Genomic DNA, 17,923 nt, shown 5'->3' with positions numbered 1-17,923 from the left:
GGCATTATTTTCTATAATTAGACGGAACGATGCAATTACACAGTTGGGCGAAATCAGCCGGATCGGAGCTCACAATACTCAAACGGATCTTTGCCGGACTGATGTTGGCGGCGATATTTGCGACCACCGTCATCGGGCAGAATACAAACTCGAACAAGGCCGCGAGCCCTTCGCCGACACCGGCGCCAACGCCGTTTCCGCAATCCAATGTCATAACTCAGGCGGACGCTACTGCGGCCAGACTGCGTGATATCTCGACCTTTCTAAATAATAGGCCTGATAATTTTGAGATCGTTGCCGGATTCCCGGATCTTGAACGTCAGATAAACAGCCAAGAGCCCGAAACGGCAGTAACACTGCAGCAACGTCCGTCGCTGGACGAATTGAACCGTCTCCAGGGCTTCTGGCAGACGTTCAACGATAAATTGCAGACGTGGGATCAAACACTCCGTGATCAGCTAGGCGAGTTGGATCAGCGGATCGGAGAATTGGGCGAGTTGGGCGAACTTTGGCGGCAAACCGAGGTCGCCCTAACCCCGCAGGCCATCGCATCGGGAACGCCTGACTCCAATAGAACAACCTTATCCGAGACACCGGTTCCGGATGAGGTCAAACGCCGAATTGCAGATACCATTGTGTCGATCCGCGGGGTGCGAACGGCCGCAGAGCGGGATCGTGCTGAGTTGCTGGCACTCCAATCCAAGCTGAGCGAGCTGGAAAGCCGAACCGAGAATATTACAATTTCGATCAAGGAACGCCGGCGTTTTGAGCTGTCAAGGCTGTTTGTCAGGGACAGCCCGCCCGTCTGGGCCATCGTTGACCGGACACCGACGTCAGACGGCGTGTTTGCCGAAATGCGTCGAACTGTCAACTCGGGATTTAGCTCGCTTGGCCAATATGCGGCCGGGCACGTCGAACGATTTGTTCTGCACGGATTGGCCATTCTGCTCCTATATTTAGGGTTTTATTGGGCGGGCAAAAGGATCGTGCCCATCGTCGAAAACGAGCCGAACCTTGAGCGTTCGACCACGATCTTCCAGCATCCGGCGGCCGCGGCCGTGCTCTTTTCGATCTTTCTCTCCGGTTTCCTTTACGAGCAGGCTCCAAGACTCCTGACGACGCTGATGGGTTTGGCCCTTTTGGTGCCGATACTTTTCCTACTGCCGAGGCTGATCCCGCGCACTTTCTATCCGCTTTTATACGCTCTCGTCGCTTTTTATTTTTTTGATCGGATCCGCGATCTTGTATCCGGCATTGACCTCCTGGCGAGGATCTTTTCGATGTCAGAAATGCTCGCGTCCTTTGCGTTTTTTGCGTGGGTACGACGCTCCAAGCGATTGGCCGCCCGCGTCGAAGCGGGAAATCATCGGTCTTATTCCATCGTTCGCGGAGTCGCGCCATTTGCGATGGCAATATTTGCGGTCGCCTTTTTCGCCAATCTATTCGGATTTGTAAACCTTTCATCGATCCTGGCTAACGGAGTACTTCGGTCATCGTATCTTGCTCTTGTGCTCTTCACCGCGTATCGGATCATTAATGGTCTGGTTATCTTTGCATTGCGGGTCCGCCCACTCTCGCAATTGAATATGGTCATCGATCATCGCCAGACGGTGCGCCTCGGAATCTTGCGGATCGTTAAATGGCTGGCGGTTATAGTTTGGGTAATATCAGCTCTTTACGTCTTTTCGATCCGAGACGTTGTATTTACCTTCATCGGTGATGTACTTTCGGCATCGATCGCCATCGGTTCGGTCAATCTGTCCGTCGGGCATATCCTGACGGTGATCGCCTCATTTTGGGTCGCAATTCTGGTCTCGAGGTTCATACGGTTTGTTCTCAAGGAGGATGTCTACCCGCGAATCGATCTCGGGTCGGGCGTTTCGTACGCGATATCGACGACATTACATTACGTGATCCTGATCGCCGGTTTTCTGTTTGCCATCGCCGCTCTTGGATTTGAACTGTCACAGTTTGCCATCGTCCTCGGTGCGATCGGTATCGGTGTGGGTTTGGGACTCCAAAATATAATCAACAACTTTGTTTCGGGCCTGATACTGCTGTTCGAGCGTCCCGTCAAGGTTGGCGACACGGTCCAGATCGGGCAACACGTCGGGGCACTGAAACAGATCGGCCTGCGGGCAAGCGTGCTGCGCAAGGTCGACGGGTCGGACGTGATCCTGCCAAATAGTCATCTGATATCCGAGGAAGTGATAAATTGGACGATGTCCGATGATAAACGCCGTCTGGACATCGAGGTCGGTGTCGCCTACGGCACAGATCCGGAATTGGTGCTGGGCATTTTGAAAAAGGTGGCGACCGATAATACCGACATTCTTGAAGAACCGGCACCTCGTGCCCTATTTATGCGGATGGGCGAAAGTGCCCTCAACTTCGAACTGCGTGCCTGGACCGAAAATTCAGATGATTGGGTGCCGATCCGAAGCGCACTTGTATCATCCGTTTACTCCGCACTCTCGGCGGCAAATATCGAGATACCCTTTCCCCAACGTGACCTACACCTTCGCACCGTAGACGCCGAAACCATCGCGGCCATCACCCCCAAAAAGGACGGTTGACCAGCGACCGGCCTTGCCGAGCGGATACGGCCGCGGCTTTCCGAATCGGCAATACCGTTCGATTGGTCGTCTATAGTTTGGAGATCCTATTTAAGCGATCGAGCAGAATATGAATTCTCGCCTGACCCGCTTCGTCGGGGAGTAGATGTCCGGCAAGAGCATCAGTAAACCCTCTTTTCTTGAGCAAGGTTCTGATTTGTTCGGTGATGTAATTTTTGACGTCTATCGGTGACGAGCTAATTTCATTTACCAATTCCTCACGACCGTCGATGACGGCGATCAGATCTTCAAGATCGGGACTGCCAAGATAGTCACCTTTTCCACGCCCTCTAAAGGCGTCGATCTTGGTGGCACAAAAGTACACGGGAGTTACCACCTTTATCGTCAAGGCTTCTGAGATCTTGATCGATTGTGCCGTTTCAAATGCCGCCTTGTACCAGATATTGGTAAAGCCGAGAGTATTTTCGTCGAGCGGCATTACGTCAAGAGTCGTGTCCTGATTAACCCATCTGCAAAGTGGGGCGTTATTGCTTGTATCAGGCCGAAAGCCGGCTTTTTCCAATCGTCGTGAGAACTTGATGTATTGTGCGTAGGTTGTGGCTTCGACTATGGCGTCGACATCTTTTGTCGGGCGAATTTCGGCCGAGCCCTCATCCGTTATAAAGAGATCTGTTGTACAACCGCCGACAAACACCAGTTCCTCGACAAGATCCCCTAGCCTCATAGCCGCGATCCGCAGCATTTCCAGATTAGAGTTTGCCATCACGTTTTCTCAGATTCTTGACTAGTTCCTTTTCAGCCAATTTGCGCTGTCGAGCGCCTCCGCTCCTGATCGCATCGAGTATTGCCAGACGTTGATATAGCAGGGGATCACGCTTGGCTGCTTCCGGCACGGATCTATAAAGCGGAGCGAGGCTTATTCCGCGTTTCTTGCCGGTCGGGTCGGGCCAGACCGGTATCGGGTCATCGCCGGCAGCGATCAAACTGTTCAACGGTTCGGCGGCGTAGGACGTTGGCATTCCCCTTGTAAAATGTCCGCGTTTTGCGGGAAACGCATACTTGACGCCGTGGATCAAAAATTCTTCGGTTGCAGCCAGAATCGGGGTCTGGCCCATTTCAGGGCCGTGGATCAATCCCGCCGCTTGTAGGCGCTTTAATGCGCCATTGACTTCCGACGGACTCATTCCCAGATCGGCCGCGATTATACTGTAAGCGGGTCTTGACTCTTCATACCCGCAAAGCTTGAGTAATATGACTATGTCCTGAGGCTTCAAGTTCATAACCATATTTTACATTCGCAATTCGCGAATAGCGAATGCGGTCAATGATTTGGGGACGTGTTTTAGTTTGATAGTTATCCAGGAAGTGAGCTTTAACGATTGGTACGAGCCCACTTGCTAACGCTCCCGGTTCTCATAAACACCTCGACCGCAAACGCGGGAACCATTCGGCGATATCCCATCTACGCAACATTCACTAATACTTGACACGTGTGATAAAATTGTATTAGACGCTGGATATTTGAAAACGCAAGACCGACCTATAAACCCATTTCAGGACTAAGAGCATAAAACTGTAAACTTTTTTCAGGACGACACACAGACGGCACAAAAATTCTGAAAATCTTGGGACAGTGGGACAAGATACGGTTGTGTCAATGGGCACAACAGTTAACTTGTCCCACCTTTTGTCCCACTTTAAGTATTTGTGGGACAAGCTCGAATTATGAGCGATGAGGCCAATGCGGGCGAGCTAATTCGAGATCGCGCGGGCGTTGGGATATAATGGCGGGATGTCAGCTTTTTTTGAAGTAATGATCGAACGCAATTTCTCATCCGCACATCAATTGCGTGGATACAAGGGGAAATGCGAGAATCTGCACGGGCATAATTACAAGATCGAGATATTTGCCCGCGGCCGCGAGCTCAATAATATCGGACTGCTGATAGATTTCGGCGACCTCAAAAAGGCTGCCGATGAGATCGTGAAGTACCTCGATCACCGTAACCTAAACGAGTTGCCGCCTTTTGATGAGGAACTCAATCCGTCTGCCGAAAATCTAGCACGCTACTTTCTGGAGTACGTTAACGGTCGGGTCGGCGACGATCGCGTCAGCGTCTATAAGGTCCGCTGTTACGAGACACCGACTAGTGTTGCCACGTATCAGCTCGATTAGGCTATAATTTCGACTATTGATTTAAGATTTATGAAGCACATTTTTACTGCTGTTTTGCTTACCGCTATACTCAGCGTCGCGGCTTTAGCTCAGTCTGCTCCCGCGGGTTCGGTCCGCGGAACCGTCGTCGATCAGAACGGCGATGTCGTGACGGGCGCAAGGGTCGAGCTCCGCGAGATCCGGACTTCGACTAAGAACATATACCTCACCGATTCGTCGGGCGGATTTACGTTCAAGGATCTGGCGCCCGGGCGGTATGAGATCACGGTCGATGCCAATGGCTTTGGCAGATTGATCAAGCCGTTGCTGGTAGCATCGTCGGCGATCTCGGGCCTGGAACTCCGTTTATCGGTCGGCGAGACACACCTCGTTGTTAGTGCCGAGATCGGTGGCCGGCAGGAAAGGCAGAATATTCCTCAGGCGGTCAACATCATCTCGGCCGAGCGCATTCTCGAGCGGTCCACATCGGTTTTGGCTCAGGTCGGTAAAGAGGAGGCGGGACTCAATGTCCAGATGACAAGCCCTACGATCGGGGCGATCGTCGTTCGCGGCCTGACCGGTAAGAATGTCGTCAACTATATCGACGGCGTCCGCTATACCAATGGTGCCCAACGCGGCGGCATTAACACGTTCTTTAACCTAAATGACGGGGCAAACCTCTCCGCGATCGAGGTTCTGCGTGGGCCGAACGGAGCCCAGTACGGCAGCGACTCGCTTGGCGGCACTGTCAATATGGTTACCAAATTTGCCCGCTTTGGCGATAACAAGGCCGAGTTTCACGGCGAATTTAACCCGAGCTTCACATCAGCCAATAATGGTTTTGGCAGCTCTGCGTTTCTTAGCTACGGCACTAACAAACTCGGCGGCTATGTCAGTCTGAGTGCCCGCCGCGCCAACCCTTTGCGGACGGCCAAGGGACTCGACACACACTCAGCGATCACACGCTATCTAGGCCTGCCGTCCAATGTGCTCTATGACCGCAGTCCCGATACGGGCTTTACGCAATACGGCGGAGCGACACGTATCAATTATGCACCGCGTTCCGATAGCCAATTCATCTTTTACTATCAACGCGGACAACAGGATGGCGGCAAGCGTTTCGACCAGCTTCTGGGCGGCGACGGCAATCTGATCGCCGACCTTCGAAATCTGATGCTGGATTTCGGCTACGCCCGTTTCGTCAAGCAGCGTTTCGGATGGTTTGATTCGGCATCATTTACCGTCTCGTACAACAGCCAACGCGAGGAGCGCGTAAATCAGGGCGGCCAGGGCAATCCCTTTGCCGACATCACACATCAGTACGAACGCACATCGACGACCGGCTTTAGCTTTTTCCTGGACAAACAGTTGCCGAAACGCAATACGTTTCTTTTCGGCGGCGATTTTTACGGTGAACAGATCAACTCACCTGCTTTCATCGTCAACCCCGTAACAAACGTTACGACGATCTCGCGGCCCCGCGTTCCGGATGAAGCGAGATTCAATTCGGCCGGGTTGTTTATACAGAACGCCTGGCAAGCGATACCGGATCGATTGAGGATCACGGGAGCCTTGCGTTACGGCGGAGTGCATTACAGTGCAAAGGGTTCGGATTCGCCAATCGTCGGCGGACGAGCCCTCTGGGCGAGTGACAGCCTTCGCGTTGCTGATTGGTCAGGCCGCGTCGGAATGGTGGCTCGGTTGGCTCAGCAGTTTCGCCTCGCGTTCAACTACGGCCGCGGATTTCGTTATCCGAGTATGACCGATCTGGGCACGCTCGGGCTGACGGGAGACGGTTTTGAGGTCGATTATCTTGCTTCGCAAAGACTCTCCGGGACGATCGGCACGACCGCCGGCAGCGATGCGGTCTCAACCGGCATTCCGGTCTCAAAACAGCGTTCGGAAACGAGCCAAAATTTCGATTTTTCGGTTAGATACGAAAATCGCCGTTTTGACACCGAGTTTACGGCGTTTGTACTCGACATCAACAGTGCGATCACCAAACAGTCTCTGATCTTGCCCGCCGGATCAGTCGGACAGTTTCTGGGCAGTGAGCCGATCATTTCGCAGTTGCCGAGCGGCGTCGTTTTCGTCGGCCTCTCGACCGCACCCGTGCTGGTGCGGGCGAACTATACCGACGCTCGCCTTTACGGTTTTGAGTACGAGGCCGAAGGCCGCATCAATGATAATTGGTCCGCCCGTGGCAACATCACCTATATTCACTCTGCCGACAAAGCGAACGGAGTGCCGCCTAATATCGAGGGCGGAACACCGCCGCCCAACGCATTCTTGAGCCTTAAATATAATCGTTCGAAATTCTGGGTGGAATTTTACTCAACGATCGCCGCCAAGCAGGACCGACTGTCAAGCCTCGACCTTTCTGATCGCCGCACGGGGTCGCCTCGATCGCGTTCGCAGATCGAAAATTACTTCCGCCGCGGAGCCTGCGTTCAGGGTCTGACCTCGAACGCCGCCGGAACCTGCAACGGCAATGTTAATACATACACGCTGCTACCGACCGGCGAGAATATTACACAGGTTCTAACGCGGGTTCTCGGCCCGGGATTCGTAGCCGCTCCGATGTTTACATCGCTGCCGGGCTACGGCCTTGCGAACATTCGCGGAGGCATCAACGCGGCCGAAAAGGTGACGATATTCTGGGCGTTTGAGAATATGTTTGACCAACAGTACCGTAACCCAAGCTGGGGTGTCGACGGTGCCGGACGCAGCTTTACGGCACAGTTGCGTTATCGATTTTAGCCGTGTGCCGGCGTGCGTCGGCAAGGAACTTAAGGAAATGAAACGAAATGTAGTGTTGTTTTTGTTATTAGTTTCCATCACGATGGCCGCTTCGAGCATCTCGAACGCCCAATCGAATAGTCCGGCATTGCCGGCGAACCTCGGGAAATACGTGGACAAATATCCGGGAGCATTTCTGAAACTGCCGGCAGTAAAAACCCGCCTAAGAAAACTGCTGGGCGCTCGATATACAGCATTTATGGCATCATTTGCGGTCGAAATGCCGTTTAAGAATGTCAGCGGCTTTTTGTTTACGACCGGATGCGAGGCTCACTCGTGCACGATGAGCGAATCAGCGATCGCGGTCGATATGGCGACAAAGACCATCCACGTCGGCATCTATCGCCTAACGACAAAGGCAAAGTTTTATAATGAAGCCGCCACCGCGACCCCACAACCTATCAGCGAATGGGGTGCTGAACTGGCCGCCCAACGGTGATATACATTTAGGTTAGGTTTTTTTGGAGCACAAGATTGATGCCGACCACGTCGCCATATGGAAACGTGAGAGTGCCGACCTGTTTGAAACCGAACTTGTCATAGAACCGCCGAGCCCGCAGGTTTTCTTCCCAAACGCCGAGCCATATTGTGTCAAACCCTCGCTCCGACGCGGTTTTGACGCATTGTGTCAGCAATTGCTCACCGATACCGGTACCCCACAGACGTTCGAGAATATAGATTCGCCTTAATTCGATAACACGATCACTGCTTACTCCGTCGGTTGTCGAATAGTCGATGAGTCGAGCATACCCGACCGCCTTGCCATCGACGTATGCGATCAAGAAAGTTGATGTCGGATCCTGGATCTCGTCAACGATTGCCGCAACCGCAAAGGATTCGCTGATATATTGTGCAAGATTGTCGGATTCGTCCTGCCGCGAATACGATTCGTAAAATGTGGTAGATGCGAGCACCGCGACCAGTACGGCGTCGTCGATACCGGCGTTTCTGATCGAAATATCCATATTTGTGTTAGCGGCGTCAGCTAAACCGTACGCCATAATCTGATCTTGGCACCAGCATCGATGCTGACGAGTATTTTACCGCCGTCGGAGAAAGCGATCTTGTTTACGCCTTTCTCAGACGCCGACAGAGCAAATACCTGCAAACCGTCCAACGGATCCCAAAATCGAATCAGGCCGACATCGGTGGCCGCTGCGAGCCGGGTGCCGTCCGGCGTAAATACGATCGACGCGACTCCGTTACTAAAGCCGCCGAGCTCGCGCTCGAGTTTCCAGTCGGAGCAACGCCAAATCTTTATCGTATCATCGGCTGAGCCTGTCGCAAGCAGTTTGCCGTCCGCCGAAAATGCCGCTGCCGTCACCGCTTCGGTATGGCCGCGAAGATCGTTGATCAATTCACCGGTCGACATATCCCAAACCTTAACTGCCTTGTCGTTGCCGCCCGTGACAAGCATTTTCGCGTCCGGCGAAAAAATGGCGACCTTTGCGATCGATGTATGGCTATTTAATTCGAAAATGGTACGGCCGTCCGACGGATCAAAGACGGTGACGCCGCCCCGAGTATCGGTTGCGACGGCTCGCTCGTGGTCAGGCGATAGTTGGACCGCGGTCACCGGGCGTTCAAAGATCTTGAAGTCATTGACCAAACTCCCGTTCGACGAGCTTCGAACGGCAATTCGTCCTATCGAGTCACCCTGCAGAAAGATACCGCCGATGGCCGACGATATCGCAGTACTCGAAGCCGACCGACTCTTTAATGACCATTGAGGAGTTCCGTCGGTAGTGTTCCACGCCCCAAATCGGCTTTCGAGAGAGTTATGACTTATGATCTGCAGATCATCGCTGACTGTGGCAAAGGCCGTCTCGCTTGACGGAATACGGCCGTCATTGATGTCGGCGACACTCGAGATATTTACCCGCAGATCAGCTCCGGCCGTCGCGATCGTGCGGCCGTCAGGTGATATTTGGACATCGTGTATAGCCCCCAGATGCGGTTTAAGATCAGCGAGGACCTCGCCGCTTTCCGGCCGGATCAACATTAGCGTTCTGTCCCAACTAGAGGTGATCAGTGTGCTGCCGTCCGGCGTAAACGCGATGCCCTTTACATTTGCGCGATGAGGCCGAAGTACCTTGATCAGCTTCAATGTCGCAGCATCAAATAGCCCGACCTCACCCGAAAACATCCCGGCGGCGATCGTTTTTCCGAGCGGAGAATACGCGAGCGACCACGCGAAAGTTTCGATTTCGTGTTCCGCCAGATCGTCAGGATCTGACTCCTTCCGCGTCCAGTCGCTAGTATTAATAGTCGAAACTGTTCCGGCAACTGCAAACGCCAGGAATCGTCCGTCGAGCGAAAACTCGGCCGTGTTGACCTCTATTGGTCGACCATCCCTTTCATAATTAAAGATACGGATCTGTTTGCCGCTGCCCAAGTCCCAGAATCTTAGTGTTCCGTCGGCCGAGCCAGTCGCCGCCAGTTTACCGTCCGGCGAGATCGCAAGGGCCCGAACGCGTGCCGTGTGGCCTTTCAGTTCGTTGCTGAATGCACCCGTTGCCGAATCATAGATCTTGACCGACGGCGAACGTGATGTGCCGGAGGCGACCGCAAACCGCTTTCCGTCCGGTAAAAAGCGCATTATCCAGGCACTGCTGTCGGGTGCGGTCTGCGACACAAGTTGTCCGTCCGCAACTCCGTAGATCCTAACGATGCCATCGTCACACGCGGTACCGAGCAGTTTACCGTCTGCGGAAAACGATGTGGACCAGACCTCGTCGGGGTGCGGCAAGCTGCGTATGCGGCCCTTTGGTTCGATCATTTTGTGCAATAGATACCACTCGAATCCGCGAAGGTCATCGCCGGCGGGGTTTTTTTCGGGATCGTACTTATCGACGAGTTCCGCAGCACGGGTCACGTTCGCCCCCTCAAATTCCTTGGCAGCCAGAGTCATTTCGGCCGCGTATGCCGCCCGGCGGTTCGCTGAGGCCTGTAAACGTGCATTCGCGAATTGCCAGGCGAAGGTCCCGGCCCAGCCCGCGATCAGCAATACGGCGATCGCTGCCGCCGCGATCGCCAGACGATGCCGCCGAGCGTATTTGCGAAATCGATAGGCCGGCGACGCCGGCTTTGCCTTGATCGGCTCATTTTGGAGTAGGCGTGCGATATCGGCGCCGAGTTCATCGACGGTCTGATAGCGCTCGGACGCGGAGGCGGCCAGCGAGTGCGTTATGATCGCCCGCAAGTCTTCGTCCTCGATCTCATCGCGCCCGATAGGTCGCCCTCGGCCGATCGCTGTACTCATTTCCGGCAGGCTCTTGCCTGAAAGGGCGAATGGCCGTTTGCCCACGACCATCTCAAAAAGGATAACGCCCAATGAATATACGTCGGTCGCGGTAGTAATATTCTCGCCGCGGATCTGCTCGGGTGCGGCATAATCGGGCGTGAGAGCAAAACCGCTGACCGTATTGCCGTCGTCCGATTCGAGTAGCTTGGCAATACCAAAATCAAGTAGGATCGGCGAAGCGTCACTGCGGACAAGTATATTTTGAGGCTTGAGGTCGCGGTGCACGACCAGATTCTGATGGGCAAAGCTCACGGCGTGGCATACCTTTTCAAAGATATGTAATTTTTCGATGGTCGTGAGGCCGGCATCATCACAATATTGGTCGATCGGCTTGCCCTCGATGTATTCCATTACGAGGAATGGAGTGCCATTCGGCGATGTTCCGCCGTCGAGAAGGCGGGCGATGTTCGGGTGGTCGAGTCGGGCAAGTATCTGCCGTTCGCGGCGAAAGTTAGCTGCAGTTGTCGGCGAGTCGGACAGCGGCGGGATCACCTTGACCGCGACCTTTTTTGAGAAATCTTCTTCTCGAACCGCGAGATAGACCGAACCCATCCCGCCCCGTCCGATCAGGCTTAGGAGCCGGTATAAACCAAATCTCTTGCCCTTAAACTGATCGTCGGCCGGCTCGGCTTCGGTAAATTGCGGTGATTCAAAAAGTCCTTCTGACCGAATCGCAGCGTCCAAAAGTGAAGTGATCTCACGCATTAACGCTTCGTCCCCGGCGCACCGCCTTGCTATAAAGTCGGCTCGATCCGCCGGGACGATGTCGATCGCCTCGTCAAAAAGACGGTCGATCAATTGCCAACGCTTACGCTCGGCATCACTGCTCGATCTATTTGCCGTGTTGCCCATCTAATCTTCGCCCGTGAGGTCGCGATAGAGCCAAGCCTTAGCTTTTAGCCATTCGCGTTTGATAGTGATCTCGGAAACACCGAGCACTGCCGCAGTTTCAGCGGCCGAAAGTCCGCCAAAATATCTAAGCTCAACGATCCGTGCCTTGCGCTCGTCAAAATCAGCGAGGCGTTCGAGAGCATCGTTGAGGTCGATCACACTAACATCGGGTTCTGGTGTGAATGCTGCTATCTCGTCCAAGCTTAAATGTTCGCTGCCGCCGCCTCGTTTGCCAAAGAGTTTCGCCCGGGCTCGGTCGACCAGCATATGTCGCATGATCCGTGCCGCCACACCGAAAAAGTGTGAGCGGTCCTGCCACTCGACGTCGTTTTGCGACGATAGCCGCAGATATGCTTCGTTTATTATCTCAGTCGTCTGGAGTGTTCCGCCGCGTTCGCGTCGGCGATAGCGGCTAGCGATCATCCTCAGTTCGGCGTAAACGTGCGGCAGCATTTCCTCGAGCGCGCCGTCGCTGCCGCCGCTCCAACGGCGCAGATATTGCGTGATCTGTTCTTGATCCGGTGACGTCATCGTAAATTATGCTCGCTGAAAAAATAGGAGAGCGTTGAGCGGCAAACAACAGTTTAGCGCATACGGACGTCCGAACCCATTTAGGCGGGCAGACGTCACACAAGTTTTTATTTAGCCAATGATACCGACCCGGCGATTTTCTCGCTTAATAGTTTGTACCCGGCAAAAATGCGGAGGATTTATGAAAATATCGATCGTTCTATTAACAATAGCTATGGCCGTTTCCTGCTCAAGTAGCGGATCGGACGCGGCCGTCGGCACCGTCAATAATACAAACTCTGTCCAAGCGGCATCACCATCGCCGTCATCGGCCGAAAGTACGGCCAACGTCAACACTAACGCGAACACCGTGCAGGATGCCGGTCCACAGCGAATAGTCTTTGCAAAAGGCGCGAACTGGGGCACGGCGAATCTATCGCTTGCACCCAATTCGGCCAAAAGATTTGTCGTGTCGGCAAAAAGCGGGCAGACAATGGATGTTGAGGTCTCATCAAAAGAAACGTCCGTCAATCTCATTAAGGGCAAGGCCGAAACTACCGAAGATTTCGGGTATCTGCGAGCCGAACTCATATCTAATGGCGATTACGTTTTCGAGGTTCGCAATTCGACCAAAAAAGCCATAAAAGCGTCGGTGAAGGTGACTATCGAGAACCCTGCGGCCGATTCGGAGGAACAATAATGACACGCAAGATCATACTAACAACACTTTTGATAACACTCGCGGCCGTGGCCGCATCGGCACAGAGCCGACCCGTCAGCGCCAAGGAGGTCAATGGCACATTTAAGACGACAGACGGTGCCAATATCATCAAGGTTTACTCCGTAGGCCGCGGTGGGCTCGACAATCCCGGCTATAATTTGCAGGTCGAATTTTACGCTTCACTCTTGCTTGGCCCTAAAGGCGAACCGCGGGGCAACACCGGTACACTTTCCGGATTTGCCCAGATCGACGGCGATACCGCGACTTTTACGCCGTCCGGGATGGAATCCGAAGACTGCACTATAACGGTGAAATTTGCGAGTCCGGGTATTCTGAGCGTAACTCAGGTCGGCGAATGTGGCTTTATCAACGACATGATCTCCACCGCCGGAAAATATAGAAAGACTAGTGCCGTTAAGCCGAAATTTACGGTGGTGAATGAATAAGTGACCCGATAGTCACCGAATTTTAGCTCTCTTAAAAGTGAGCCGGAAGAGGTGCGACACGTCTCGAACTTAAATGAAATCAAGCGAGATATTTCTCGATGTAGACTGAATTATGAAACTCAATAACAAATACATTTTGGCAGCGGTGATGCTTTTGACGTTTGCATTTGTAGCAGCGGCACAGAGCAAAATGACTGCCAAAGACTACTTTCTCGCGATTCCGAGCGAGTATATCAATCTTACCAAGGCCCAGCGGACCCAAATGATCGACCGTGATGCCAGCAACCCGGAACAGGTGCGTTTCGTGCTTGATCTGAAAGTGTTGCCGAATGCTGAACGCGAAATGTGGGGCGATGCCGAGGTCTGGGGCGAAGTCGTAGTTTTTAAGGGGAATGCGAAAAATACCATTGTTGCGATGGTCATCAATCGCTGTGCGGAGGGCGAATGTATGGGCCAACCGCTATTCCTGGATTACAAGGCCGGAACGTGGACCAACGTGTCGGAAAAGATCGCTCCTGAGATCAATAACGACGAGATCATCGAGATTCTCAAGAACGCACCGGCGTGGGAAAATCCGATCGAGGACGACAGCGAGATACCACTGACCGTCGGTTTTTTCGCCCCTGAAGGTCTGATCAACTACATTGCGGGCGGTAAAGCGGGCAATGACGGCGGCGTGGTCGCGAAAATCTTCAAATGGAACGGTTCAAAGTTTATGCCGTTTGAATATCCGGAAGGCGTCTAGTCCGCCACCGATCGATTTCATCGCAAAAGGCTCACGATATCGCATCGTGAGCCTTTTGCAGTTCGTTATTGTTCGTCTCAAAAACAAAAAAGCAGATGACCCGTAAGTCAGCTGCTTTTCTATTTAGGAAATGGTCGGGGCGAGAGGATTCGAACCTCCGACCTCACGGTCCCGAACCGTGCGCGCTACCAGACTGCGCTACGCCCCGATAAGTCAATCTACGAGTCTATGTCACGACCGACAAAGTGTCAAACTCCTTCGTCATCTTGTTTGGGTTTGCTGCCGAATTTGTGCCGGAGCACCTCGATCATCGGCGGTAGCAGCGAGAGCAAAACGACCAGGATGACAACCTTTTCGATATGATCTTCGAGTTTGATATTAAACGCACCCTCTATCGCCGTGCCGAGGTAATAGCCGGCCAAAACCATACTGAATATCCACAAGATCCCGCCGATCACGCTAAAGAGCAGAAACTTGGCATACGGCATTTCGGCGGCACCGACGACGAGCGGAGCAAAGGTTCGCACGATGGGCACGAACCTCGCGAGGATGACCGTCTTGACACCGTATTTTTCAAAAAACGCGTGTGCCTTAGCTACGCGGCTTGGCTTAAATATCAGGGAGCTTTCGCGGTTAAAGAGCGTCTTACCCATCCATCGACCGGTCCAATAGCCGGTGCTGTCACCGATCACCGAACCCGCGAAAAATGCGATCAGCACCAGTACGATATTAAGCTTGTCAGGTAGCGTGCGGGCCATCAAACCCGTCACGACCAAAAGCGAATCGCCCGGAAGGAAAAATCCGACCGCCAACCCGGTTTCGGCAAAAACAATGAAGAAGAGACCGAAATAGACGTACCCGCCAAGCAGGCCGAGCAACCAGTCGATCAGCAATTTAGGATTAAGAAAATCCTTTATTTGGTGAAAAAAATCGGTTAATGATTCCATCTTACTTATGCCCAAGTCTTTAGTGCTTGGCCTTTTACAAAATTGCGTTCGCCGCCTACTTTGCCACCTCAGACCAACCGTGCTCACCGATCAGCGGTACAAATGCACACGGCCCGAAATTCTCCTGCGTATATCCTGTGGCGGTGCGCGTTACGCGGATCAGGTTTTGCGCACGCTGGCTGTCGCCGATAGGTATTATCAGTCGTCCGCCGACTTTCAACTGCCGGACTAGCGGGTCCGGTATCGCCGGGCCACCGGCGGCGACAAGCATTGCGTCGTACGGATGATAAAGATCCCAGCCGGCAGTGCCGTCAGCGGCCTTGATCGTGACATTGCGGAACCCGAGTTCCCGTAAACGTCGTTCCGCCTCCGTCGCCAGGTTCGCGAGGCGTTCGATGGCAAATACCTTGCGGGCGAGGCTTGCCAGGATCGCAGTCTGGTAACCCGTGCCGGCGCCGATCTCCAGGATCTTTTCGGTGCCTTTAAGTTCGAGCAGTTCGGTCATTCGAGCGACGATAAACGGCTGTGAGATCGTCTGTCCGCCCGCAATGGGCAGAGCATTATCCTTATATGCCTGTGCCTTCAGGGCCTCGGGGACAAAAGCGTGCCTAGGCAGGCGATTCATTACCTCGAGCAGAGCCTTGTCGGCGATATGATAATGATCTCGCAGGCGTTCGGTCATCGCAGTACGGACCATTTCGTATCCATCGGCGTTACCTTTTTTTCCGGTTGGAAAGCTCATCGTTGTCTTACGTGTTCCAGCATTTCAGTTGTTCGAGCACGAGATGATTGGTCAGGTCGCTCCGCATCGGCGTGATCGAAACGTATCCCTCGTCGATCGCCTCAAAATCGGTGCCGCCCTCGGCACGAAATCCCTCGCGAACCTCACCGATCCAATAGTATGGCTTGCCCCTTGGATCAATATGTTCGCTGATCACTGGACGTGCAGTCTTAAAACCTTGCATCGTTACACGCAAACCTGCAGGGACGCCCTTCGGAATATTTACGTTTAGCAGTGTACCCTGCGGAATGCCCTCAGCGACCGCCTTCGCCGTAACCTCGCGGGCGACCCGCACCGACTCGGTAAAGTCGTGGGTGCGCGTCGATGTCAGGCTGAATGCAAGGGCCGGAACACCAAGGATCGTTGCCTCGAGCGCTCCGGCGACCGTCCCGGAGTATGTGGCATCATCGCCCAGATTGGCACCGTGATTGATCCCCGAACAGCAGATGTGCGGGGCATCGGCCGCGGACAATATCTGGTTCAGAGCCAGAGTTACACAATCGGTCGGCGTGCCATCGACGGTCCAATGACGTTCGTCGATCTGGCGTATTCGTAAGGGGCGTGCGAGCGTCAGGCTATGTGCTGCTCCGCTCATCTCCGATTCGGGGGCGACCACATAGACATCGCCGATCTCGCGCAATGCTTCTTCGAGTGCGGCGATCCCCTCGGAGTGTATGCCGTCGTCGTTCGTGATCAGTATTCGGGTTCGTTCGTTATTCATCTGGAGTAAAAGCTAAAAGAGGCGAAAAAGCGAAACTACTTTTCCACTTTTTCACCTCTTATTTTTTCATCGCCGATCGGCCTACCGGTTTTGCGGTGCTGCCGGGCGGGCTGACGTGTTATTCATCGGCCGTTGTTGGCGGAAACGACGGCGGTTACGCTTACGCGCATTTGCCGATTTCAGTTTTGCCTTCTGTGACGGCGGGATGAAGTGAGCGTGTTTCTTAAGATCTTTGATGATCTCTTCGCTGATCACTTTCCGCTTAAAGCGTCGAAGTGCAGATTCGATCGATTCGTTCGAATTTACTGTAATAAAAGCCATTTATCGTCTCACCCCCTTTCGGCTAAAGATACGCTCCCAAGAGCAAACCATTATTTAACTACTTTTCATCAACAAACGCAAGGCGAAACGCCGATGCCGTGGCGATACTTTGTGCTAGCGGGATCGTGGTGCAACGGTCACGATTCATCACGATCCTGGCGTTGACGCCGACAAAGGCGCATGCGATTATCAATGCGGTTAATTTCATCATCGCCAATAAATGGACGATTCCTCAAGACGGACCGTGCCGCTTTCGGGCTCAATGCTTTTGACGAACGTTCGGACGACCTTATTTCGTCCGGTCGCGGCAATTCCGCTCGACATCTTTCGCATCCTATGTGGTCTGTTGGTTTTCGTCTATTTTCTGCGGACGATGCTCGAAGTTCGCGATATTAGCTCGCCGGACGGCTTGATCGACCATCAATTATCGCTCTCGGTGTTTTGGTTCACTCAGATCGGTCTTTTCCGCCCTGGGATCAGTGCCGAGGCGTTTCAGGTGATTTTTGCCTTCGCCTGTGTTTGTTCGCTCTTGATCGCCGCCGGCTATCGCCCAAAGCTTTTCGCATTTTTGCTCTTTGTCATTGCGGTCAGCACCTATCGTTGGAATTTTATGGTGATGTACGTCGATGACGCCATAATGCATCTCATCATCTTCTGGCTATTGGTCCTGCCGGTCGGCCGGACGCTTGTTCTAAGCGATTGGATTCGCGGTGGCCGCAAAAAAATGGCAGAGTGGGCCTCGGTGACGGTCCAGGGGCTCGGCTTGCGGTGCTTTTTTTGGAATTTAGCTCTCATCTATCTCGTTGCAGGGCTCTGGAAATGGACCAGCCCGATGTGGCTGGACGGTACGGCGATGTACGTCATTTACAAACTGCCGATCTCGTACGGAGCGGATTTTTGGAATGCGTCGCACATACCTTACCTGAAAGTACTCGATTACTGTGCATTGGTCTTCGAACCTCTATTCCCGCTGATCCTTCTGTTGCGGCGCGCCATATCTTAAAAT

General features: G+C 53.4%; 18 protein-coding genes and 1 tRNA gene. 8 read left to right on the top strand and 11 right to left on the bottom strand.

All coding sequences use genetic code 11. The annotated features are described in order from the left end of the window. The first annotated feature begins 29 nt into the window (after positions 1–29). The gene (locus IPQ00_10190) at positions 30–2,576 is read left to right on the top strand and encodes a mechanosensitive ion channel (protein MBL0240926.1); all 2,547 of its coding nucleotides are present in this window, start codon (positions 30–32) and stop codon (positions 2,574–2,576) included. Positions 2,577–2,646: 70 nt separating this feature from the next. On the opposite strand, the gene IPQ00_10185 is transcribed toward IPQ00_10190, so the two are convergent. Next, positions 2,647–3,339, bottom strand: a complete 693-nt coding sequence (locus tag IPQ00_10185; GenBank protein ID MBL0240925.1) for a hypothetical protein — start codon at positions 3,337–3,339, stop codon at positions 2,647–2,649. Further along, the gene (locus tag IPQ00_10180; protein ID MBL0240924.1) at positions 3,326–3,856 is read right to left on the bottom strand and encodes a hypothetical protein; all 531 of its coding nucleotides are present in this window, start codon (positions 3,854–3,856) and stop codon (positions 3,326–3,328) included. The genes IPQ00_10185 and IPQ00_10180 overlap by 14 nt, the downstream gene beginning before the upstream one ends. 512 nt (positions 3,857–4,368) lie before the next feature. Here IPQ00_10180 and queD point away from each other — a divergent pair. From queD to IPQ00_10165, 3 genes are read left to right on the top strand one after another with little or no spacing between them, the layout of a single operon-like run. Then, positions 4,369–4,752 (top strand): 6-carboxytetrahydropterin synthase QueD, encoded by a 384-nt coding sequence (gene queD, locus IPQ00_10175; protein ID MBL0240923.1) that lies wholly within the window; start codon positions 4,369–4,371, stop codon positions 4,750–4,752. Between the two features lie 30 nt (positions 4,753–4,782). Then, on the top strand, positions 4,783–7,491 hold the full coding sequence (locus IPQ00_10170; protein MBL0240922.1) for a TonB-dependent receptor: 2,709 nt from the start codon (positions 4,783–4,785) through the stop codon (positions 7,489–7,491). Between the two features lie 37 nt (positions 7,492–7,528). Next, positions 7,529–7,969, top strand: coding sequence for a hypothetical protein (locus tag IPQ00_10165; GenBank protein ID MBL0240921.1), 441 nt, complete (start codon positions 7,529–7,531; stop codon positions 7,967–7,969). A 7-nt stretch (positions 7,970–7,976) separates the two neighbouring features. Here IPQ00_10165 and IPQ00_10160 read toward each other — a convergent pair whose 3' ends face one another. Genes IPQ00_10160 through IPQ00_10150 form a run of 3 tightly spaced genes read right to left on the bottom strand, consistent with a single transcriptional unit; the run spans position 7,977 to position 12,256 of the window. After that, positions 7,977–8,531, bottom strand: a complete 555-nt coding sequence (locus tag IPQ00_10160) for a GNAT family N-acetyltransferase (protein MBL0240920.1) — start codon at positions 8,529–8,531, stop codon at positions 7,977–7,979. Next, on the bottom strand, positions 8,516–11,686 hold the full coding sequence (locus tag IPQ00_10155; protein MBL0240919.1) for a serine/threonine protein kinase: 3,171 nt from the start codon (positions 11,684–11,686) through the stop codon (positions 8,516–8,518). The genes IPQ00_10160 and IPQ00_10155 overlap by 16 nt, the downstream gene beginning before the upstream one ends. After that, a complete protein-coding gene (locus IPQ00_10150; GenBank protein ID MBL0240918.1) occupies positions 11,687–12,256 on the bottom strand; it encodes a sigma-70 family RNA polymerase sigma factor in 570 nt (189 codons plus the stop codon). Between the two features lie 181 nt (positions 12,257–12,437). Between IPQ00_10150 and IPQ00_10145 the strand changes: the two genes are divergently transcribed. From IPQ00_10145 to IPQ00_10135, 3 genes are all read left to right on the top strand, one after another. After that, a complete protein-coding gene (locus IPQ00_10145; GenBank protein MBL0240917.1) occupies positions 12,438–12,935 on the top strand; it encodes a hypothetical protein in 498 nt (165 codons plus the stop codon). Then, positions 12,935–13,402 (top strand): hypothetical protein, encoded by a 468-nt coding sequence (locus IPQ00_10140; GenBank protein ID MBL0240916.1) that lies wholly within the window; start codon positions 12,935–12,937, stop codon positions 13,400–13,402. Before IPQ00_10145 ends, IPQ00_10140 begins: the two co-directional genes overlap by 1 nt. A 112-nt stretch (positions 13,403–13,514) precedes the next feature. Continuing rightward, positions 13,515–14,147, top strand: a complete 633-nt coding sequence (locus IPQ00_10135) for a hypothetical protein (protein MBL0240915.1) — start codon at positions 13,515–13,517, stop codon at positions 14,145–14,147. 131 nt (positions 14,148–14,278) lie between these two features. Here IPQ00_10135 and IPQ00_10130 read toward each other — a convergent pair. From IPQ00_10130 to IPQ00_10105, 6 genes are all read right to left on the bottom strand, one after another. Continuing rightward, positions 14,279–14,355, bottom strand: a tRNA-Pro gene (locus tag IPQ00_10130). A 40-nt stretch (positions 14,356–14,395) separates the two neighbouring features. Then, entirely contained in the window at positions 14,396–15,094 is a 699-nt protein-coding gene (locus IPQ00_10125) for a DedA family protein (protein MBL0240914.1), read from the bottom strand. 55 nt (positions 15,095–15,149) lie between these two features. Next, the gene (locus IPQ00_10120) at positions 15,150–15,791 is read right to left on the bottom strand and encodes a protein-L-isoaspartate(D-aspartate) O-methyltransferase (GenBank protein MBL0240913.1); all 642 of its coding nucleotides are present in this window, start codon (positions 15,789–15,791) and stop codon (positions 15,150–15,152) included. Positions 15,792–15,843: 52 nt separating this feature from the next. After that, the gene (surE, locus tag IPQ00_10115; GenBank protein MBL0240912.1) at positions 15,844–16,596 is read right to left on the bottom strand and encodes a 5'/3'-nucleotidase SurE; all 753 of its coding nucleotides are present in this window, start codon (positions 16,594–16,596) and stop codon (positions 15,844–15,846) included. Positions 16,597–16,677: 81 nt separating this feature from the next. Next, positions 16,678–16,917 (bottom strand): 30S ribosomal protein S21, encoded by a 240-nt coding sequence (locus IPQ00_10110; GenBank protein MBL0240911.1) that lies wholly within the window; start codon positions 16,915–16,917, stop codon positions 16,678–16,680. Between the two features lie 58 nt (positions 16,918–16,975). Further along, positions 16,976–17,128: a hypothetical protein gene (locus IPQ00_10105; protein MBL0240910.1), complete on the bottom strand. Its 153-nt coding sequence runs from the start codon at positions 17,126–17,128 to the stop codon at positions 16,976–16,978. Positions 17,129–17,137: 9 nt separating this feature from the next. Here IPQ00_10105 and IPQ00_10100 point away from each other — a divergent pair, with 9 nt between their 5' ends. Then, complete coding sequence (locus tag IPQ00_10100; protein MBL0240909.1) at positions 17,138–17,920, top strand: hypothetical protein; 783 nt, start codon at positions 17,138–17,140, stop codon at positions 17,918–17,920. The last annotated feature ends 3 nt before the right edge of the window (positions 17,921–17,923 follow it).

Origin of the sequence: Chloracidobacterium sp. (assembly GCA_016720705.1) — a bacterium.
Lineage (GTDB): Bacteria > Acidobacteriota > Blastocatellia > Pyrinomonadales > Pyrinomonadaceae > OLB17.
The sequence above is the reverse complement of the archived record's forward strand: the minus strand, read 5'-3'. Positions and strand labels throughout refer to the sequence as shown.

Coding starts and splice junctions, on each gene's coding strand:
- IPQ00_10190 (MBL0240926.1), top strand. CDS start 30: ATGCAATTACACAGTTGGGCGAAATCAGCCGGATCGGAGCTCACAATA.
- IPQ00_10140 (MBL0240916.1), top strand. CDS start 12,935: ATGACACGCAAGATCATACTAACAACACTTTTGATAACACTCGCGGCC.
- IPQ00_10155 (MBL0240919.1), bottom strand. CDS start 11,686: ATGGGCAACACGGCAAATAGATCGAGCAGTGATGCCGAGCGTAAGCGT.
- IPQ00_10170 (MBL0240922.1), top strand. CDS start 4,783: ATGAAGCACATTTTTACTGCTGTTTTGCTTACCGCTATACTCAGCGTC.
- queD (MBL0240923.1), top strand. CDS start 4,369: ATGTCAGCTTTTTTTGAAGTAATGATCGAACGCAATTTCTCATCCGCA.
- IPQ00_10125 (MBL0240914.1), bottom strand. CDS start 15,094: ATGGAATCATTAACCGATTTTTTTCACCAAATAAAGGATTTTCTTAAT.
- IPQ00_10120 (MBL0240913.1), bottom strand. CDS start 15,791: ATGGTCCGTACTGCGATGACCGAACGCCTGCGAGATCATTATCATATC.
- IPQ00_10135 (MBL0240915.1), top strand. CDS start 13,515: ATGAAACTCAATAACAAATACATTTTGGCAGCGGTGATGCTTTTGACG.
- IPQ00_10165 (MBL0240921.1), top strand. CDS start 7,529: ATGAAACGAAATGTAGTGTTGTTTTTGTTATTAGTTTCCATCACGATG.
- IPQ00_10150 (MBL0240918.1), bottom strand. CDS start 12,256: ATGACGTCACCGGATCAAGAACAGATCACGCAATATCTGCGCCGTTGG.
- IPQ00_10180 (MBL0240924.1), bottom strand. CDS start 3,856: ATGAACTTGAAGCCTCAGGACATAGTCATATTACTCAAGCTTTGCGGG.
- surE (MBL0240912.1), bottom strand. CDS start 16,596: ATGAATAACGAACGAACCCGAATACTGATCACGAACGACGACGGCATA.
- IPQ00_10185 (MBL0240925.1), bottom strand. CDS start 3,339: ATGGCAAACTCTAATCTGGAAATGCTGCGGATCGCGGCTATGAGGCTA.
- IPQ00_10160 (MBL0240920.1), bottom strand. CDS start 8,531: ATGGCGTACGGTTTAGCTGACGCCGCTAACACAAATATGGATATTTCG.
- IPQ00_10100 (MBL0240909.1), top strand. CDS start 17,138: ATGGACGATTCCTCAAGACGGACCGTGCCGCTTTCGGGCTCAATGCTT.
- IPQ00_10145 (MBL0240917.1), top strand. CDS start 12,438: ATGAAAATATCGATCGTTCTATTAACAATAGCTATGGCCGTTTCCTGC.
- IPQ00_10105 (MBL0240910.1), bottom strand. CDS start 17,128: ATGATGAAATTAACCGCATTGATAATCGCATGCGCCTTTGTCGGCGTC.
- IPQ00_10110 (MBL0240911.1), bottom strand. CDS start 16,917: ATGGCTTTTATTACAGTAAATTCGAACGAATCGATCGAATCTGCACTT.